The sequence below is a fragment of the Prosthecobacter algae genome, from assembly GCF_039542385.1.
Taxonomy (GTDB): domain Bacteria; phylum Verrucomicrobiota; class Verrucomicrobiia; order Verrucomicrobiales; family Verrucomicrobiaceae; genus Prosthecobacter; species Prosthecobacter algae.
Map to the genome: position 1 here is coordinate 1 of NZ_BAABIA010000008.1, position 19,034 is coordinate 19,034.

The following is a 19,034-nucleotide window of genomic DNA, read 5'->3' on the forward strand; positions in this document are numbered from 1 at the left end:
CCATTCCAAGGCTGGCATGGCCGTTCAGTGGCTCGTTGGCATCGTGCTCGGGGCCGTGGTGACCTGGCTGACAAGCCTCGGCTTGGAGATCCCGCCAGAAATCCTGGAGAGGCTGACGGCCGCGCTGGTGGCCGCGGGCGTTTGGCTGGTGACCGCGCTGGTGCAAGGCTACCAAACCCGTAACGCGAAGGCCCTACAGCAGCAGCTTGGCGTCAAGCAAGACGGATGGATCGGGCCTAAGACTCTGGACGTCGCTGAGGCGGCAAAAAAGACCATCGCAGCAGCCAAAGCTCGCAAGCCATGAGCGCGAATGATCTGGTGATCAGCCTGCCCTACATCGAGCGGCTGCCGGGCGTGCCCCCTGAGCTGCTCGAAGAGCTGGCGGCCATCGAAGCTGCGTCCATCGTCCAGCGGGACGCCTGCTTGGATCTGGACCAGCGGCGGCAGGATCTGGAAGATCGTGTGCAACAGCAATGGACGGCTGAGCAGATCCAGGCGGCCATGAGCGTCTCACTTTGACATTGGGGCTGAGGCATGAGCCAGCGTCCCACCCATGAGATCAAGATCGGGCAGTTTATCGTCACGTCTGAAGCTAGGCGTGACAAGCAGGGGAAGATTAGTGTGTATGCCATCCCTAGCGGCGATGGTGGTGGCAAGTATGAGATCGCAGGGATCAATGATCGCTACCACCCCGACGCTGCTGCTCGCCTGAAAAAGCTGATCCAGGCTGGACGGCAAGATGAAGCAGAGGCCGAGGCGGTGGAATACATCCTCAGCTACACCGACCAGGTGCGGGGCTGGCATCCAGATCCAGGCATCCAAGCCTTCCTCAGAGATACCGCATTCAATCGCGGTCCAGGTGGAGCTGCCAAAATCCTTCAGATTGCCATCGGTGGTCGCGTGAAGGTGGATGGCGTGGTAGGTGGCATCACTCGAGCGGCCGCCAATCAAGTGACAGTCACCATCGGTTCGCGAGGCCTGCTGGTGAAACTTCTGGACGCCAGGGAACGCTATGAGCGACAGATCGCCCCACCAGTGGGCAGCCGTGCGAAGTTCTGGAAAGGCCTACAGAGTCGCTGGAAGAAGGCTTTTGAATTCGCCTGGGGGCTAATTCAGAAATGATCAAAGTATCTGCGCTATAACGCTACTATACATTGATACACTTCGGTTGTTAGGCCATATGTAGGCCCAATGAAAACCGCCTACAACACCGCCGCCGAATTCGTCCAGACCCTCACCGATAAAGGTTTCAAACCTGCCCGCTGGGACCGCGAAGACTGCCGGATTCTGGCCATCGCAAACCCTGAAGGTTTTCACACCCTCCGGGTGGTGATCGACAACGAAGGCGAGGACAAGCCTCATGCAATCGGCCTCCTCAAGCTGGATGGCAAGCGCAGCCAAATGGTGAGCTGGAAAAGCGACCTCAGCGCCCACATGCCCCTCGCTGCCCTCCTGGCCCTGATTGAAGCCTGCGTTTAACGTTACACGAGCGTTACACGCCGCCTCCCTTTCCCTTAGAATACAATAGCCGGAGAATAATTCGAGTCCTGTCTCCGGCACCACTGAGGGAGGCTGTACGTAGGATGGCGATGTGGCAAGCGCGGCTGGAAAAAGCCCGAAAAGTCACGATAGACGGCACGCGAGCGACTCACGTGTAACGCCTGGTCGTTCTAAGCAATGCCCATTCGAAAAAGGAAACTCGCTGCACCTTATTCAGGACGATAAATTTCCAGCTTGGCGGTGACAGGGTCGATTTGCAGAGTGTAAAAATTGGCTGGTAGTTCCTGCCGCAGCGAGTCCTGGGCATCCAGCAGCGTGAGATGCCAGGCTCCTGTCTCGGGCAGATCGGTGGAGCCGTCTGGGCGAAAGCGGATAGCCACATACTCTTGGTCACCTTCGGAGGTCGTCTCGCTTTGCGGCTCCAGCGTCCAGAGACTGGACCAACCTGGATCATTGCTGATGAGAACGCCCTCTGGCACGAGCACTCGCGAACCGATCTTCTCCAGGCTGGCGATGTCTTCTTCAAGCACATCGGACTCGTTTTCCACCCATTGGAGGAGCTGCAAATACTGCCCACTGCGGCCATCTTCTGGGGGAACAAGAGGGGTCTTGTAAAAGCGAAGTTCAACATCCGAAGAGAAGGTCACGGCCAATCCTTGGGCTTCGATGATCTTGCCACTGATCAAATCACCCGCCGAGGTCAGCCGAGAGGCGCGGATAGCTCCCAGCATGGAGGGGGCGGCCAGGGCAACGATCATCCCCAGAATGAGGACGACGCTGAGACTTTCGATGAGTGTGAAACCTGGACGCGCAGAGCGGCGGGATATTTTCATACGACAATGGAAAAGAAGGGGATAAAGGCAACCTAACCAACGATGTTGTTCATTCGATAGGCAGGCTGACCTTGAAGCCAGGGACGAGTTCAGTAAGTCGTGCTGTCCCAGGCGGCATTGCGAAGGGGGACAGTGGCAGTAAAGACACGAAAATTCAGCCGCTCCGCCGTGAGGTAATCTTTGAGGCGGGTGAGATCACGTTCGTAATGACGCGACTCTGCAAAGGGAGCGTCGGCAGCGGCACAAATGTCCACGGCCGTATTACCCTGACTGGCCAGCCACCTTCCCATGCTCCCCTCCTCACCAGCGACGAGGGTGACGCGCACGAGCGGTGGCAATAAATGGCTGGTACCCTGGTCCAGTGTGCCATCGGCCCTCACCACAGGCTTGTCCAAGGCAGGTGTGGTATTGTTCGCATCGCGGGAGGAGTAGCGGTATCCTGGGGCCAGCCACCAGGGGGATTTGCCAGTGCCTTCTACTGTCTCTGGTGGCACCTGAGGGCTGATGACCAGCAGCAGAACGTTATCCGCAATCGGTCGCGAAACCGCATCGATGTCCTGCTTGAACCAATCGGCCCGAGTATAAACGGTGTTTCCCTGCACGGTCTTGGAGCTGGCACTTCCTCCCGCTGCCGCAGTGCCCGCAGTCAGGCTGGTCTGCTCCGCCGGTGGCCTGTATTCCATGAGCTGATACCGAAACTTTACAGGCACCACCCCGCCCGGCAGAAAGGCCGGGCGCTGATCTTCATTGCTCTGAAAACGGACATAGTAACCGCGCGCGTTCAGTAGGTTTCCCAGCCCACGATAGCTCTGACTGAGACCCAAAGGGGCCTGGAAAAAAAGCGCCTGACCGGGCAAGTCTGCTGGTGTCTCACCCGTGCCCAATTCTACACCGGGGAGAATGCGGAAGTCGAGTTCAGACTGCCGGACATAACCCGCAGGCGGAGATGCGGCGTCTGCAGGCGGCACATTGGATCCCGTGGCGGCATAGTGATAATCCCAGTAGGTATTCAAGGTGGCCTGGGACAGGTTCCGGGTGATGGTCTCAAAGGCGATCCGTGCCCCACGAAACTGGTTCACTTTGCCCTTCGTGTCCCTCCAGGATCGCTGCATCGTCTCCAAGGCACTGAGGGTCACCAGCAGCAGCACGGCGAGTACGGCAGTGGATACCAGCAGTTCCACCAATGTAAAACCTAGCTTCCGAGATGAAGGGAAACGAAAGCGATAAGGATTCATGAAGGAGATGAAGAATGGATTCCCTCTTCGCATGTTCTGCGATGAAGGTTTGGAGCAGAGAATCTCCAGTTTATTTGCAATCCTTTTCGTTAGACCTGACGCCGTCTCACTTGCCCGTGCGGGCGATGAGCGTGGTGTGGGTCCGATAGGCCATCGGCAGTGCACGATCGAAATCGAAGCTTTCATTGGCGACGCTGGCCACCTTGACTGTCACTCGGCGCAGGTAGGGATCCGTACCGTCCTCTTCTGCCTGCGGAGTAGCATCCGCTGGCAGGGATACGTCGCGGGCAGGCACACGCACTTCCGCCACATAGGCGAGTTCAGGCCCTGGCTCATCGGTTTCAAGGGCGACACCTTGATCATCAAAGTAATAACGCTGCTGATCAAAGGCCGGCGCCAGAATGTCCTCTCCGCTGACATTCTGCCAGCGGGCCTGGCTGACGCTGCCCAGCACGTGGGTAGTGATGCGCGTCTCGGCGGCCACGTTTCCTGCTTCTTTGACATTGTTCAGCCCATGAGGAATGAGACCTAGCAGCGTGGTTAGGGCCAGAGCCGTGATGCCACTGGCAAGGGTCACTTCCACCAGGGAAAAACCACGGCGGAGGGGGCGGGAGAAAGCAGGAATTTTCATAAACTTATGAGGGGGGGTTGGGGGGCCGCCTTCCTGCGTGGGATCAGCGTCGCCAGATATAACACACTGGACAGGTATGAATTAAACCCTAATTCACTCCAATCAAGTGGGGATTTCAAAAAAGACGAAGTAGCCTTTTACGATCTTCAAAAGCCGAACCGCTGCGTCTGCAGGATGCGGAATTCATGATAGTGGTCCAGCGTCTGACCGGCCGGGTTCGTGGCGAAGTCAGGAAGCCCTGGCTGCGTTGGATCAAGATGGCGCTCAATCAGGGTGGAGCCGCGATGCTCGCCGCTGATTTTGTCGCCGTCGCCCATGGTGTCAGGCCCGGAGGAGCGGGCCTTTTTGATCGTCTGGGCGATGAAGTGCACCCGGAACGTGTTTGACCGAGTGGTGACGCGCGGATACAGCCCGGCATAGGGACGTTCGCGGGTGTTATCGCCCGTCAGACGGTGGTCACGCCAAAAGGCCTCCATCTGCGTGTGATCCTGGATGCCGGGAGCGTCCTTGGGCACCAAGTGGATATCGCAGATCTCGCTGGGACTGATGAAGGCACGCCCCTGGGCAAACCGTTCCTCAAACTGCGCCAGGGTCTTCTCCACATCCACCTTATAGTGCCACTGCTTGCCCTGCGTACTTCCCCAGAAAGCATTCTGATTGCTGGCATTGGGAAACACCTTGTAGTTAGGCGCATCCTCCGTGGGCACGGCGTGAATCACTTCTCCTGCGAGGGCGGCATGCAGGGCCGTGGCCCGCCGGATGTGTGTAAAGGGGAAGATCTGGTAATTCAGGTTCACCTTGCCTGCGGTGGAGAAGGGCTCGCTGATGGCATAGGGCTCCACCACGGGCATCCAGAAATACTCCAGCAGAAGATGGTCCGCCGGGCTGTTGCCGCCCAGCTTCGTGGGGCCACCGGGATGGCCCTGCTGCGGACGAAACAGCAGAGTTCGCCACGGATCTCCCGCCTGCACACCGCTGGGCAGGGAGCCAAACATCACTGGCGAAGGAATCATCCGGTTCGGCGAATAAAAGTCCTGTTCGGTGGTGCGATGCTGGGCACTTTCACTGAAGTAAGCCACACCGCCATTGCCAGCCACAATGTTCAGGTTTCCTTCATCAGGCTTATTGATGTACGGGCCATCGCGGTGGGTGCCGGGACCGTTGTCGAAGTCGCCATATCGCTGTGCCGCCTCGCGGGCATCCGGCAGGTAGGGGAAATCAGGCAGACGATGATTGGGGTAGCCTGCACCAGTTTCATTGGGCACCAGACGGGCAGCAAAATCCGTGTTTCCACCGTAGTCATAACCGGGCAGGTGATTGGACACAAAATTGGTTAAACTGTGGGCAAGCCTGCGGCTGCCATAGTGGCGATGCGGAGCCCAGTCGTCTGCGGGCACCACGTTCTTGGCAGCAGTAAGGCGGTAATCTCCGTGCCGGATGGTCACCGTCTGCACCACATCACTGCCTTCCAATTCCTCAGCCGCATCCACCTCATTCTGAAGGTTCGCATTGTTCTGCGTGCGGAAGATGCGCGGAGCACCGTTCTGCACGGAGTCGAAACCAAAGAAGAATGCCCCCATGGTGTGCTTATTGTTCACGTGCGGGGCGATGTGATGGCGGAAGAGACGCCCGCGCATCGTGGCACCACCCTGCGGAGCTTTTTTGTCCAGTCCTGCAAGCGAATCGCGATTGCCAAAACCGAGGGCGCCACGCGAGTAAAAAGTCCACCAAGCAGGTGGCTCGCGCCCCTGATCAGGGCCTACAGGTCGCGCCGCCGTACGGACCAGCGTGGGCGGGCGCAGAGATACAGCAGGGAACTCCGGCTCCAGCGTCTGCACCAGCTCTGCGGGCGATTCCAGGGAGGAAACAGTGCGACCCAAGTGGCCAGAATACACCTCCACGGTCAGTGGCACAGCCTGCGCCAGATCCGTATTGCTGAGCGTCATGTTCTGCGTTCCCTGGCGCCCCACCTCAATGTCCACAAAGTTGCTGATGAGATCATAATTGAGCACGCACTGGGTATCGCGGCTGGCGCTGGCGGGCTTCACCTCCCAGTTGTCATTGCCATAACTCACATCCGCAGGCATCGGGGCACGTGCAGGCACTTCGCGCCCTCGCAGCAGTCCCTTCAGGCCGGTTCCATAACCGCCCTGCATCTGAGCCCCTGGGTGGGTGGCACGACGCCCGGTGTAAAAGAGCTCTTCATCATTGGGAAACAGCGGCCTGCCATTGACCCGGAATTTACTCAGTCCCTTCACTTTCACGGTCAGGTCAGGCTCGATCAAAGTATAGCCAGCCGTGGGGATGAAAAACTCCAGCAACAGGCGCGCCTGGATGCGGCGGAAACCGGGCCGCAGAGGCGTATTGACGGAAAGCTGGTGGTTCCAATTATCCTTCTGGTAACCAGGATGCTTTTTGTCCGGGCCATACGGGAATCCATTGGTCAAAGGATACCGGACGTTGTCCGCCGGCTCATTGCGGCTAGGGTCCGGTGTAGGTCGCGGAGGAAAGTTCGAGTACCACCGGTCTTCAGCTCCACTGGGTGGATTGTTGCCCAGTTGTCCCTTTTTGGCGCTGCCACCGCCCGGCTTACCAATCGCCGGATCTTTTTCCATCAGCGGATTGTCAGGATCGTCGGTGTTGTCCGCTGCGCAGATGAAATGCAGTCCCACCTCTGTGATCGTGGGAAAGCGGCCGAAGCCCTGCACGACCTCACCATTCACCGTCCAGCGGGAAGGAGTCACCTGACCATGGCCGGGAAAGCCCAGCTTTTCCACCTGCCCACCTTCGGCATCGGGATCATCAGGATCCGTGGCTGCGCCAAAAAAGCGCGGGTCTGTGAAGGTCTTGAAAGTGGTCGGGCGGGCGCTGTTGGCCACGTAGCCCAGCATGGCGTTTTGGGCTTTCCCAGTGCCATCAAACTTGTCCGTCCCCCGGATCAGGCTGCCATCATGCAGGTTCACACTGCGGATGTAGTCGAAAATTTCCACGAGTACCTGCGGCATGTCTTTGCCGTACTTTTGGTTAAACGTCTGACCCGCCGAAGTGGCAAATCCCGGAACGGGCCTGGCCAGCATTTCCTGCAGATAGGTCAGCAGCGTCTTGTTCTCTGGAAGGTCAATGTCCTGAGAGGTAGAGTCAGCCCATCCCCGCTGGAAGACGTAGCTGCGGGTGCCCCCCGCCGTGCGCAGGGTGCCGCAATGAGCGATCAACTGATCAAAGGAGGTGCGATATTCGGGTCCCCTGTAGCTGACGGGCCAAGCGGCGATTTTCGGCAGGCCCAGCGGATTCGCCTCAGGCACGCGGCTGTGCGCCGTGAGAAAGAAACCCGCACGCTGGATGGCCTCAGCACCCAAAACGGCTCCGCCCAATTGGTTAGGCTGGCGGCTTTCGTTCAGCAGCAGTTCATCCAGGCTGGCATACAGGCGCTCCCTTTTGTAAGTCGCTAGAGCCACGGCTGCAATGTCCGGGTCACTGTAAGCACGCGTACCTGCACGGCTGCCCCCAGGCCCAATCTTTGGCACCAGATCGTAGATGGACTCCTTCTGCGCAGTTCCCAGCACCTGCCCAGGAAACAAGATGGGCCCCAGTGCCGTGGTAGCCGGGTGCCCTGGGTAACGCTGAAACTCCCCCCCCACTGGCTGATAGCGTGCATAACCTGCATCCTGGTCGTAAAAAAACGTCGGCATAGCCCAGGGAGTCGGCTCAGAGGCCGTGTTCACATTCACTTTTGAGGACTCATCATCCGTCCAGAAAGCGACTCGCCCCACGATGGGATTCTGAGCCGTCGCAGGCACCGCCCCGGCAAATTCGTTTTGCTCGTTCAATGTCCCCAGGCTGCCGTCTTTCAGCACATAAAGCCACTCCACAGGCATTGGCACCCGCTGGCGGTCGCCACCCGTTGTACGCACTCCCCCCACAGGCTGCCCAGCCACGTTTTGCTCGCGGTAGGAAAAGCCGCCGATGCTGCCCCCTCCCGTCACCTGGGCCCGTGGATCAAGAATCGGAAACAGCAATATAGGCTGCCCCTGGGGAGTCGTGCGCACCGCCGGGCGGTTCAGATCTGCATAACGATGTGGGTGCTCCTGCCAGTCTCCCGGCACGGCATCCGCCAGCAATTGGGTTTCAATGTTGCCCGGATCCCGCAGCACCAACACAGGGCTGGAGTAAAGTTTGTAGGCCGACTGGGTCTGCCCGCTGGTCGCGTAGCGGCGTACCAGTCCTGGCTGAGAAGTCCAGGCTTCCCAGCCCGTAGTCCCAGTGTTTTGCGTGGTGGCCTTGCGCAGTTGGGAAATCACCAGATTCACCGCCACTTCCGAAAGCTGGCGCGCCTGCTGGCCATCCGCACTGACATGCGCAGACTTCAGCTCTGTCTGCGAGATCGAAAGCATGGCCACGATGAGCATCGTCATCAGGGCGACTAGCGAGATCACCGTCACCAGGGCAATGCCAGAGCGGTGGGGATGAAGGGGGGAAAGAATTTTCATGCAACCAGGGGAGATCGCGAGAAAACCATCCTGTAGAGACAGGTTAGATATCCCTCGCATTAATTCACACTCGATAGGTGTGAATTAACACACACCCTAATTCATCCAATTCAAGTATGAATTAAGAGTTTTTCATTCGCCCAGGCTTTTGCATCCCTCTATCTATGAAAAAAGGCCAGGGATTGCTCCCTGGCCTTTTCAGCTTTCAGACAATCAAACAGTTCAAATGCCACAGGGCCTACGGCGGCGCAGAATGACCATGAATCCAAGCGAAGCCAGGGCCAGCGTGCTAGGCTCTGGCACGGGTGCGACGGAGAAGTTGGTGAATTGCAGCACCGTCTGGTTGTCTGTGATGGTTCCCAGCAGATTCACGTTGGCGATGGTGGCAGCATCGAACTCAAAGGTGAGGTCGTCCGCACCGGCCGGCGCATAAAACTGGAAGTCAATGGTGGCAAGACCACCGCCGAGGGTGAGCAGGTTCAGCACATTCAGCGTTTCCACTGAATTGATGTCCTCAATGGCCACGCCACCGCTCAGAAGCGAGAAATTGGCTGCACTCAATGCATTGAGGTTCAATCCGGCACCGGAGCTGACATTGAAGCTGGCGGAGTAAAGAACTCCCTCGCTCAAAGCCAGATTGGACACCGTGGCCGATGAATCCCAGCTATTGATCGCACTGGCCCCAGTGACGCTATTCACCGTACCAGTGAGCAGGCCCCCCAGATCCGGAAGGCCGAGGAGGTCCACATTTAGATCACGGCCAAAGACCAGAGAGTTCCCGATCGTCTGGGTGTAGGCAGCCAAGTTAACGTCAGCCACCAGTGCTATCCCCGCCTGCACCAGCCCCCCTGCTTGGTGCGTCCAAGTGACATCGCCCGCTGATTGGGAGCCAGGATTATAGAGAGTGGTATTTACCGAGAGGGTGATGACACCCCCTGGCGCTGGGCGACGCGCCTCAAAATCAGGATTAAAAAAATCTGCGGACGAAATCAGGCTTTGAGCCTGAGCCAGACCCGAGGAGGCCAAAATGAAGGCAAGTGCCAACTTCATCATAGAGGAGTTGGAGTTGCCTCTGGGGGAGGATGTGAGCAGTTTCATAAGGATTATTGAGTTTTCTCCAATGGCTGTATCAACCGGATCAAACATTATAATCATAACCACTATTCATCACGACCATTCGTGTAAGAATTTTGTTAACTTATATTCAAGATAAATAATTGTACTCCTTATTTTCTGATTATTTTTACTGATACATTGGTTAATTTAACGAGTTATTTTTCGTGAGTTTCACATTCATAAATCATCCGCAGATCATTGGCTATTACGCAATTAGGCTCAATTTTTCACCCATTCTTAATGGCTCGTTTATTGAGACGGAATATCTTATTAGGACTCCATAATGCGTGTGGGTATCGTCTCTGAGCACCCGGAATGCTTATGCTGAATGAAATTATCAGACTGGATTTGAAACCTGCCTCTTGCGGCCTTTTTTGACTCACTAGAGAGATTGCACCTACGTTTGCGCTTGAATTTTCACCGTTGTAGAGGCCATCTCAGATGGAAATCAGGCTTTGGATTGAATAATGCCCAGCGTACCGACAATCGGTAATCAGTGTGAAAAACTAGATCGCCTTAAGATTGATTAAGCATCCCAAATGATTTCCCGCATTATGGCATTTTGCAATGAACAAAGATCGCAGTAAATTAATCATCTTCCTCTCAAATCGTGCATTTATCAGAATTGGAGACGCACATTGGTTAGAATAAATTAATTATTAAGAATAAACATTCATGTTTTGACTCGTGAAAACGTCTCTACTGAGTTACTTTACATCCTGACCTTACTTGAAGATCATGCTTTTTGGAACGAGGAGGAAAAGCGCTGTATTTTTGATGCACGGTTTCCCCCTGGCAACGCCGCCTATTTCTGCAAGCAATTAGCAAGATGGCATCCTCAAGGATTCGGTCTAATGTCGGCGAGAATTCAAGGGGTCTATTGCCTCAAAGGAAAGCACCGGAACGAACTCAGAACGGGTAATTCACTGACCCGCAGTGGTCTTCGAGACTCTGTTGTATGCCGTGTAAGGTTGTCATCGTGAGGCCATCCAGGAGGCGCTCTGAACCATTGATGGAACAAACCGGATGCCCTTCAGTCCTCGTCATCCCCTCCCTTTCAAGCCCTGAACAAGCCGGAGTGAGCCTAAAAGAACAAGATGGCGAGCCCATTTTAACAAACTTTGGCTTCAACCCGAAACAGGCAAAGCAGCCGGACTCCAGCGCCTTAGCCCACAAAAGATTCCCACCTCAAGTTCGACGCCTATTCATCGTCAGGTTGGAAGAAAAGCAGCGCCTCAAGGATTGTCTTTCCCTGAGCGATACCCGGGCATGAACTGCCAGCAGCACGCAATCTCGCATGCCCACCAGGTGGGGCTCTGAGATTCATTCAAATGACAGTGAGGCAGCCCCCGAATGGAATCACCAGCTACCATTTAGCCCATGGGCAACAGGGTTCGGGTGATCTCCTCCCACAGGCTGTCTACATCCTGGCTGCTGCGGGAAGGCTTCCGGGCTTTGGAAAACCAGTAGTCCGCATTCCATTGGTCTCCCTCAATCAAGTGCAGCAGGGCATGGATCCAGGAACCGAGCGGAGTGTGGATGTCCTGGGCGATGTTGTGCGCCGCCTCCCAGTTCCCTTGCTTGGTGTGCCAGAGCGCCTGAAGTTCAGGGCTGAGGCCAGCGGGCGATACGGGGGCAGAGGCGAATTCGGCGACAGTCATGAGAGAGTCCTGAAGTTTTCCCACGAAAGGGCCCTGTGGCAAATGCAAAGGCCCAGGCTCGTCACAAGCCTGGGCCTTAAATGAGATTCGCTGGGAAGAAGAAATCAATCTTCCGGCATTGCACGCCCCTTGGTCTCGGGGAGGAAGATCAGAGCTACAAGCCCCAGGATGAAAATCACACTCATGTAGGAGCAGGCATTGCGGAAGGCTTCCAGCTTCGCTTCCGGCGTGGTGGCACCTGCTTTTAAGGCGGCCTGCAGGCTGCCGAGGGTGAAGGGACCACTGGCGGCAACAAAGCGGCCAACATTGTAGCAGAAGCTCGTGCCTGTGCTGCGCAGACTGGTGGGGAAGAGCTCGGGCAGGTAGATGGCAAACCCGGCGAAAAGAGCGAGCTGGCAACCACCCATGATGGCGCTCATCCAGATGTCACTGCGGCCGTTGAAGAGCTGAAAGTAGCCAACGGTGGCCACCAGGGCGGCGACGTAAGCGATGGCGAAGGCTTTTTTGCGCCCCAGGCTCTGTGCGAACTTGGTAAATAGGAGCATGCCGATGAAAGCACCAATGTTCTGGACGATGGAGTTCACCCCGATCCAATAGGTCTTCTGACCCGCGATTTCTGCAGCAGGCACACCTTCCGCTTCCAGGGAGCGCTGCATCACATCACCCACCAATTCAGGGCTGAAGAAACCAATCCCCCACAGGCCGATGACACCGGCGATGCAAAGGACCATGCCCAAAAGTGCATTTTTGCGCCAGCGCACATCCCCCAGAAGGGCGGAATAAGAGCCAAATTTTACGCCAGCAGCTTTGCCGGCAGCTCGGGCTTTGACCCACTTCTCGGGTTCTTTCAGACGGATCTGAATGAACACGCAGAGGAAGGCGGGCAGCGCACCGACGAGAAACATGTATTTCCAGGACACCCCGGCCTCGATGACCTTAGTCTGCTCCAGGCGGCCCATGAGCATGCTCACAAGTCCCGCAGTGACGTTCCCCACGGCAGAGAGAGCCTGTAGGGTGCCCAGGGCCCCTGTGCGGGCGCGGTCTGGGAGGGTATCTGCGACCAACGCCACAGCGAGGCCGAACACACCACCGACGCCGAGACCGGTGAGGAAGCGGTAGATGGCGAAGTCCACCCAACCTTTGGAGAAAGCCGAAAGGCCAGTGCAAACAGAATAAATGAGCACCGTCAGAGTCAGGGTCTTGGCGCGGCCAATGCGATCCCCCACGGAACCAAAGATGAGGCCCCCGGTAGCCCAGCCCGCGACGAAAATGGAGGTCGCGTAACCGCCGTACTTGATTGGATCCATATCGGGCGGCAGAAGCGCCTTCATGGCGGAATTGCGAGCCAGGAGGAAAAGCTGCTGATCAAGGCAGTCAAACAGCCATGCCAGCGACGCCACGATGAACACGAACCAGTGATACGGCGTGAGATGTTTGTACCACGGGTCGTTGTCGTCGGGAGAGAGGGCGGTTTGGCTCATGGGCGCGGAGAGTGAAGCAGGCATACCAACGTGGCAATCAGGAAATGCTTTGCACAATCATTCCTACTGCCAGGAAATGGCGGTCAAGGGCCGTCGATCACTGAAAAGTACCGCACTGGGCCACAAAAAGCGGGGCGGTCAGCGTCCGTTACTGGCATCACAGCAGGTCTTTGAGCTGCGTATCGTAAAGGCGCTGGGCCTGAGCTTCCCCGGCGGCGTAATAATTGGGCATCTCTTTGCCGGAAAAGGCGGCCGGGCGGGAATGCACGGTGCGGGTGGCGATGATTTTTTTGCCGTGCAGGGCGGCCAGGCGCATGCGGTATTCCTGCAATTGCTCACTGGCACATTCATGGGCCTTGGAGGCCAGATGAAAAAGGTTGAACGGGAACATGCGTGGCGGCGGGCTCTCCGTGTGGGTCACCCGGTGCATGACAATGACGTCGATGTCCTCGTCCTCCAGCCACGGGTCAATGGGGGCCTCATGGGCCACACCACCGTCGAAGCATTGCATGCCCTCATAGGGAATGGGGGCAAAGATGGTGGGGATGCAGCAGCTCGCCACCATGATCTGCGCCAGGGGGCCGCGGGTGATGAAGTGCGTGCGGCAGGTTTCCAGGTTACTTACCGCAGCCATGAAACGGGGCGCGGTGAGGCTCTCGATCTCATGTTTGCCCATCACCTTTTCCAGGTAGGCAATAGCACCGTCGGTCTTGAAGGCCCCGACGTTGGATTCAAAGAAGCTACTGCGGATGTAATGAGTCAGCCAGGGAGTCCGGCGCACAAACGAGCGGCGAAAGCCATGGGCGAGCACCGTCTTGCGGATCACCTCCTGCGGCAGGCCGGAGGCGTAGAGCCCTGCTGCTATAGCCCCAGCGGAAGAGCCTCCGATGACGGTGGGGCGGACCCCCAAGGAATGCAGCCGGGCCATGAACCCGGCGTGGGTGGCAAAGCCCAAAAAAGAGGATCCGAGGGAAATGGCAAGGCGGTGTTTCAAACGTCGGGCGTGGGGGAAGCAGCAGTGGATTTGGCCGGGGAAATGGGAGCAGCCGCTGGACGCCGGCCAAGGATGAAGAGCAGACCGCCCAGGAGGCCCCAGACCACACTCATGGCCCAGCCCACGAGGGAGGCGGAGACGGCGGTGGCCTCAGGCAGGCTGGTCATAGCACTCACGAGCGTCTCGAAAGTCTTTTCTCTCACGCCCAGGCCGGACACGGAGATGGGCAGGCCTGCGGCCGTATCCACGATGGGCATGGCAGCCATGACTTCCAATAAAGGGGCCTGCCCACCGACCGCATAGATGCCGCAGTAAAAGGAGAGGAAGTGGGTGCCGAAGATGAAAATGGAAAGCAAGGCGGCCAAGAGAGAACAGCCCCAGGCACGCCGGATGGCATCGCAGGCCTGGGCAAAGCTCTTGAGGGGTGGATATCCCAGGATCTTGGGCCACTGCCGCTCACCCCAGTTGTAAAGACGCGGGGTGAAGGAAATCGCGGAAAGCAGGATGCCCACCAGGGATCCGCCCATGAACCAGCTAAAGCCTTTCACAATCGCGTGGACTTCGGGGCCGTAACTGTCGAGCCGGTTTCGAAAGGCATACCCGCAGGCGAGGAACAAAATGGCAAGCCCCAGCATGCCCAGCATGTGATCCAGCATGATGGAAACCATGATGGGCAATCGCCGGGCCCCTGGCCGGCGCATGAGGGCAAGAACCCGATAGGCATCCCCCCCCACAGCACCGAGGGAAGTGATATTGAAAAAATTACTCACCACCGTCACTCGCAGCACCTCAGGCCCAGGCACGGGGTGCTCTTGGCCGATGAGGAGGACCTGCCAGCGCAGGGCACTGAACCAAGTAGACAGGCCCACGAAGCCGAGGCCTGCCAGCGTCCATCCCCAATGCGTGAGCATGGACTGCAAATGCGGCAGAATGGCCACTGTAAAGCGGTGCTCCCGGAAGATCATCCACAGCAAAGCTGTGGTGATGCCAAGTTTGACCAGGATGACCAGGGCCTTTTTCATGCGCCCAAGAAGATCAGGCCAGTCCCGCTTCTTCGATCGCCTTGGCGATGCTGTCCACGCTGTGCAGCGTTTCGCGGGCCTTGTTCTGGTCGCTGATCTTCAGTTTGAAATGCTTTTCGATGGCCACGACCAGTTGCAGTGCGTCCACACTGTCCAGGCCGATACCATTGGGGCCAAAAAGGGGTCCGTCATCCGTGATTTCTTCGGCGCTGACTTCCAGCATCAATTCGCTGGCCATGACTTCTTTGATGCGTTGGCGGAGGTTCATTCGTGATAAAATACAGAGCAGAAAATAAGTAGCAGGAATCAGACAAGGGCACCATCCAGTTTCAGGGAAGCGCCAGTCATATAGCTCGCCTCTGGTGAGGCAAGGAAGAAAACCACGGCAGCAATCTCTTCAGGGCGGGCAAATCGACGCATGGGCGTCTCCCGCCGCACCGCCTTGATCTGCTCTTCGCTCCAGGAGGTGGGTAGCGCCCCTTCGATATGGCCGGGACAAATGGCATTGACCGTAATGCCCAGACGCGCCGTCTCCTTGGCCAGACTCTGTGTGAGGCCGATGACTCCGGCCTTTGCAGCGGCATAGTTGGTCTGCCCGGCCGGAGAATGCAGGGCACTGAGGGAGGCAACGTTGACGATGCGGCCCCAGCGCTGACGCATCATAGGCTGGAGGGCTGCCTGACAACCCCAAAAGACCGCGTTCAGATTCGCATCCAGAACACCCGACCACTGGGGCTGCGTCATCGTGGCCAGCAGGGCGTCATCATGGTAGCCGGCATTGTTAATCAAGACAGAAAGGGGGCCACCTCCTTCGGATTCGATCTGACTGACCGCCTCAACCCAGGACTCTTGCTGCGTGATTTCCAGAGGGCATAGAAAGGCGCGGCCAGGGAATTCCGCCACCAGGGATTCGGCTCGCTCGCGGCGCTCGCGCACGCCTAAAAAGACCAAACAGAGCGGATCATGCTCTAGAAAATACCTGGCCGTGGCATGGCCCAGGCTTCCATTGGCTCCAGTAATGAGTAGGCGGCGTGGTTCTGGCATGTAGGGAATGTGAAGGGCGAAACAGCGCCCGGATCGTGGCGTATTCGGGCCAGCTCACCTTGGTGGCCCTCTTTAAGATGGCAAATCCTGAAACTATTTTTTGAGGGATTATCGCGATCCGCCCGCGAATTCCATATTTGTGCAAAAAAAGGACCCGCCCGGCGACGGGCGCGGGGCGGGTCATCATGAGTCGGGAGCTGTAGCCCTTGGGCTGAGTTAGGCAGCAGCCGGGGAGTGCGTGTCGCAGTGTTCTGCTTCAGGCTCGGTCTCTTCGACCTGGGAGTTATCCTTGAGGAACTGCAGCGCGCTCTCCAGGAGCAGGTCATCGCGCATGCGCTCGATGAGACCGCTCTTCTGAGCCTCGGCCATGAACTTCTTCACAGGCTTCTTCTGGCGGGCAGCCATATTGGCCAGGGCGTAGGTGAGCTGCTCGTCGGAGATGCTCAGGCCTTCCTTCTTAGCCACCTGTTCCAGGATGAAGCTGACCTTCACGCTCTGCTTCGCCTGGTTGGTGGCGTTGCTGAGGATTTCGTCCTGCTGCTTCAGGAGCTCGTCCTGGGAAATACCCTGCTGCATGGCGCGGGTAGCGATGTCATTGGTGCGGCGCTGGGCCTCACGGTTGACGATTTCCTGGGGGACGTCGAATTCCACCTTCTCGAAGATGTGGGCGATGACCTGATTGCTCTTGGCGGTTTCACGGGCCTGCTCACGGCGGCGGCGCACGGCTTCCTTCACTTCGCCACGCAGCGTTTCTTCGGTCATCTCTCCACCGCCGATCTTCTGAATGAATTCGGCATTGAGCTCCGGGATCACCTTGTCCTTCACCCCTTTGCAGGTCACGGCGAGGTCCAGGGTCTTGCCACGGAGGCCTTCGAAGGCGAAGTCTTCTGGCAGAGCCAGGGAAAGGGTGCGTTGCTCATCCTTGGTGATGCCAACGAGGCCTGCGTAGAAGCCGGGGAGGAAGTCTTCTTCAGCATCCAGGAGGAACCAGTTTTCTTCGATCTGCTTCAGGTGGTCGGGAGCGTCTGGCAGCACGTCACCCAGGGGCTGGCCTTCGAGGCTGCCAGTGAAACCCAGTACGACGGCATCACCCTGGGCGGCAGGGCGCTCAACGTCAGCAAAAGTGGCGTAACGCTCGCGCAGGTGCAGGATGTCGTGGTCCACATCGGCATCGGTCACTTCGATGCGGGCGAGCTTCACCGGGATGCCTTTGTATTCGGGCAATTCAATCTTCGGTGCCAGGCTCATTTCGGCGCTGAAGCTGAAGCTCTTGTCCGTTTCATGCAGGATTTTGTCCGTCACGGAAAGGATGTTCAGCACTTCGAGGCCTTCATTTTTGATGGCGGTGCGCAGACCGTCATTGATGAGCTGCTTTTCCAGTTCGCTGCGGATGTCATCGCCAAAACGCTTTTGCACTGCGGCGGCCGGGGCCTTGCCTGGGCGGAAGCCGGGCAGGCGCACCTGGGTGGCAAAATAAGCGGTGATGGCGGAGCGCTGCTTGGCGACTTCTTCGGCCGGCACACGGATGTGGGCGATGGCGCGGCAGTTGGGCTGGTGTTCGACGTTGATGTTCATGGCTTGAAAAGGCGGCTTATAATCCCTTCCGGCAGCACGACGCGCAGAGCACCTGGGCCGGAGGGGCAAGCAGGCTAGAACATTTTCCCCTTTTGACAACCCTGGAACGCATCTTGTTAGAAGCCGCCGCCTGGATGCCACCTCTGCGCAGGTACGCAGACTCTCTCAGGCAAGCCGCCTGAGAGGGCTTTTCTTCGGATTTCTGAGCTTTGGCCCCTCACTCGGGAATGCAACCCACTCTCCTCCTGCTCTGGATACCTTCCTGGGCAGGTCCCAACAGGGAACAGTGCCGTTTACTTTCCGAGCACCTGCTTCAGCGCGGCGATGCACTTCTCATTCTGCGGCATGGTGCCGACGGAGACACGGATCCACTCTGGCAGTTTGTAAGAGGCCATGGCGCGCAGGATGATGCCTTTGTCCATCATGGCTTTGAAGACAGCATTGCCATCCCCCACCTTGACGAGGACGAAATTGGCGTAGCTAGGGATGTATTCCAGCCCCATGGCTTCAAACTGGGCCTGAAGATAGGCTCGGCCTTCATCTGTGATGGCCTTTGTTTTGTCCTGGTGATCCTGGTCCAGCAGACCGGCGAGAGCCCCTGCCTGGGCGACGGAGGTGATGTTAAAGGGCTGGCGGGTGCGCTGCAGCACATCGATCAGCTCTTTGTTGGCGATGCCATAACCCACACGGGTGCCTGCCAGGCCCTGGATCTTCGAGAAGGTGCGCAGGACGACGACATTGCGGCCCTGGCGGACGTACTTGAGCGTGTCGGGCGGATTGTCGAGGAACTCATAATAGGCCTCGTCGAAGACCACGATGACGTGCGGCGGCACTTTATCCATGAAACGGTCGATGGCCTCCTGGCTCACCAGCGTGCCCGTCGGGTTGTTTGGATTGGCGATGAAGATTTCCTTTGTGCGCGGGGTGATGGCCGCAGCCATGGCATCCAGATCGTGGACATAACCCGGATCATCCACCTCGATGGTTTCGGCATCGAAGACCTTGGCCATCAGCTTATAAACGAGAAAGGCGTGCTTGGCGGTGATGATGTTGTCACCTGGCTTCAAAAAGGCGTGGCCGATGAACTCGATGATCTCGTTACTGCCGCAGCCAAGGATGATGTTGCCCAGCTCAAGTTCAAACTTTTCAGCCAAAGCATTGCGGAGCTTCCAGGAGGCGCCATCCGGATAAATGTGCACTTCCTTGACGGCCTCCTGCATGGCTTCGATGGCCTTGGGCGAGGGCCCCAGGGGATTCTCATTGGAGGCCATCTTGATGATGTCTTCCGGGCGTAGACCGCGCTCCCGCGCCACATCTTCGATCGGCTTTCCAGGTTCGTAGGCGACGAGGTCTTTGAGCTGCGGATTGGCGTAGTTCCAGATGGACATGGGGGTCGGGGTTGGGAGGGTAATCTCTTCGCCTGAGATAGGGCCTCTGGCAAGTCTGGGTCGCTCC

The 19,034-nt window shown here is 57.6% G+C and carries 17 protein-coding genes; 4 read left to right on the top strand and 13 right to left on the bottom strand.

The window, feature by feature from the left end; all coding sequences use genetic code 11:
- From ABEB25_RS17925 to ABEB25_RS17940, 4 genes are all read left to right on the top strand, one after another.
- Nucleotides 1-304 (top strand): hypothetical protein (locus tag ABEB25_RS17925; protein ID WP_425572087.1); only part of this gene is annotated, 304 nt, incomplete at its 5' end.
- Entirely contained in the window at nucleotides 301-519 is a 219-nt protein-coding gene (locus ABEB25_RS17930) for a hypothetical protein (protein WP_345737806.1), read from the top strand. The genes ABEB25_RS17925 and ABEB25_RS17930, both read left to right, overlap by 4 nt.
- A 15-nt stretch (nucleotides 520-534) precedes the next feature.
- Complete coding sequence (locus ABEB25_RS17935; RefSeq protein WP_345737807.1) at nucleotides 535-1,122, top strand: lysozyme family protein; 588 nt, start codon at nucleotides 535-537, stop codon at nucleotides 1,120-1,122.
- Nucleotides 1,123-1,191: 69 nt separating this feature from the next.
- Complete coding sequence (locus ABEB25_RS17940) at nucleotides 1,192-1,479, top strand: hypothetical protein (RefSeq protein ID WP_345737808.1); 288 nt, start codon at nucleotides 1,192-1,194, stop codon at nucleotides 1,477-1,479.
- A 230-nt stretch (nucleotides 1,480-1,709) separates the two neighbouring features.
- Here the strand turns inward: ABEB25_RS17940 and vccD are convergent, their stop codons facing one another.
- The 13 genes from vccD to hisC form a co-directional block, all read right to left on the bottom strand.
- Nucleotides 1,710-2,333: a Verru_Chthon cassette protein D gene (gene vccD / locus ABEB25_RS17945; RefSeq protein ID WP_345737809.1), complete on the bottom strand. Its 624-nt coding sequence runs from the start codon at nucleotides 2,331-2,333 to the stop codon at nucleotides 1,710-1,712.
- Between the two features lie 89 nt (nucleotides 2,334-2,422).
- Nucleotides 2,423-3,568 carry a Verru_Chthon cassette protein C gene (vccC, locus tag ABEB25_RS17950; RefSeq protein WP_345737810.1) on the bottom strand — a complete coding sequence of 382 codons (1,146 nt, stop codon included), beginning with the start codon at nucleotides 3,566-3,568 and terminating at the stop codon, nucleotides 2,423-2,425.
- 106 nt (nucleotides 3,569-3,674) lie between these two features.
- Nucleotides 3,675-4,199 carry a Verru_Chthon cassette protein B gene (gene vccB, locus ABEB25_RS17955; protein ID WP_345737811.1) on the bottom strand — a complete coding sequence of 175 codons (525 nt, stop codon included), beginning with the start codon at nucleotides 4,197-4,199 and terminating at the stop codon, nucleotides 3,675-3,677.
- Between the two features lie 146 nt (nucleotides 4,200-4,345).
- Entirely contained in the window at nucleotides 4,346-8,686 is a 4,341-nt protein-coding gene (gene vccA / locus ABEB25_RS17960; protein WP_345737812.1) for a Verru_Chthon cassette protein A, read from the bottom strand.
- A 222-nt stretch (nucleotides 8,687-8,908) separates the two neighbouring features.
- Nucleotides 8,909-9,784 carry a PEP-CTERM sorting domain-containing protein gene (locus tag ABEB25_RS17965; protein ID WP_345737813.1) on the bottom strand — a complete coding sequence of 292 codons (876 nt, stop codon included), beginning with the start codon at nucleotides 9,782-9,784 and terminating at the stop codon, nucleotides 8,909-8,911.
- 1,391 nt (nucleotides 9,785-11,175) lie between these two features.
- Complete coding sequence (locus ABEB25_RS17970) at nucleotides 11,176-11,463, bottom strand: hypothetical protein (protein WP_345737814.1); 288 nt, start codon at nucleotides 11,461-11,463, stop codon at nucleotides 11,176-11,178.
- A 104-nt stretch (nucleotides 11,464-11,567) separates the two neighbouring features.
- On the bottom strand, nucleotides 11,568-12,968 hold the full coding sequence (locus tag ABEB25_RS17975; protein ID WP_345737815.1) for an MFS transporter: 1,401 nt from the start codon (nucleotides 12,966-12,968) through the stop codon (nucleotides 11,568-11,570).
- A 133-nt stretch (nucleotides 12,969-13,101) separates the two neighbouring features.
- Nucleotides 13,102-13,938, bottom strand: a complete 837-nt coding sequence (locus tag ABEB25_RS17980; RefSeq protein WP_345737816.1) for a patatin-like phospholipase family protein — start codon at nucleotides 13,936-13,938, stop codon at nucleotides 13,102-13,104.
- On the bottom strand, nucleotides 13,935-14,960 hold the full coding sequence (locus ABEB25_RS17985) for a lysylphosphatidylglycerol synthase transmembrane domain-containing protein (RefSeq protein WP_345737817.1): 1,026 nt from the start codon (nucleotides 14,958-14,960) through the stop codon (nucleotides 13,935-13,937). The genes ABEB25_RS17980 and ABEB25_RS17985 overlap by 4 nt, the downstream gene beginning before the upstream one ends.
- 13 nt (nucleotides 14,961-14,973) lie before the next feature.
- On the bottom strand, nucleotides 14,974-15,228 hold the full coding sequence (locus ABEB25_RS17990; protein WP_345737818.1) for an acyl carrier protein: 255 nt from the start codon (nucleotides 15,226-15,228) through the stop codon (nucleotides 14,974-14,976).
- A 38-nt stretch (nucleotides 15,229-15,266) separates the two neighbouring features.
- A complete protein-coding gene (locus ABEB25_RS17995) occupies nucleotides 15,267-16,004 on the bottom strand; it encodes an SDR family oxidoreductase (RefSeq protein ID WP_345737819.1) in 738 nt (245 codons plus the stop codon).
- Nucleotides 16,005-16,220: 216 nt separating this feature from the next.
- On the bottom strand, nucleotides 16,221-17,579 hold the full coding sequence (tig, locus tag ABEB25_RS18000; RefSeq protein WP_345737820.1) for a trigger factor: 1,359 nt from the start codon (nucleotides 17,577-17,579) through the stop codon (nucleotides 16,221-16,223).
- Between the two features lie 293 nt (nucleotides 17,580-17,872).
- Nucleotides 17,873-18,967 carry a histidinol-phosphate transaminase gene (hisC, locus tag ABEB25_RS18005; RefSeq protein WP_345737821.1) on the bottom strand — a complete coding sequence of 365 codons (1,095 nt, stop codon included), beginning with the start codon at nucleotides 18,965-18,967 and terminating at the stop codon, nucleotides 17,873-17,875.
- Nucleotides 18,968-19,034: the final 67 nt, after the last annotated feature.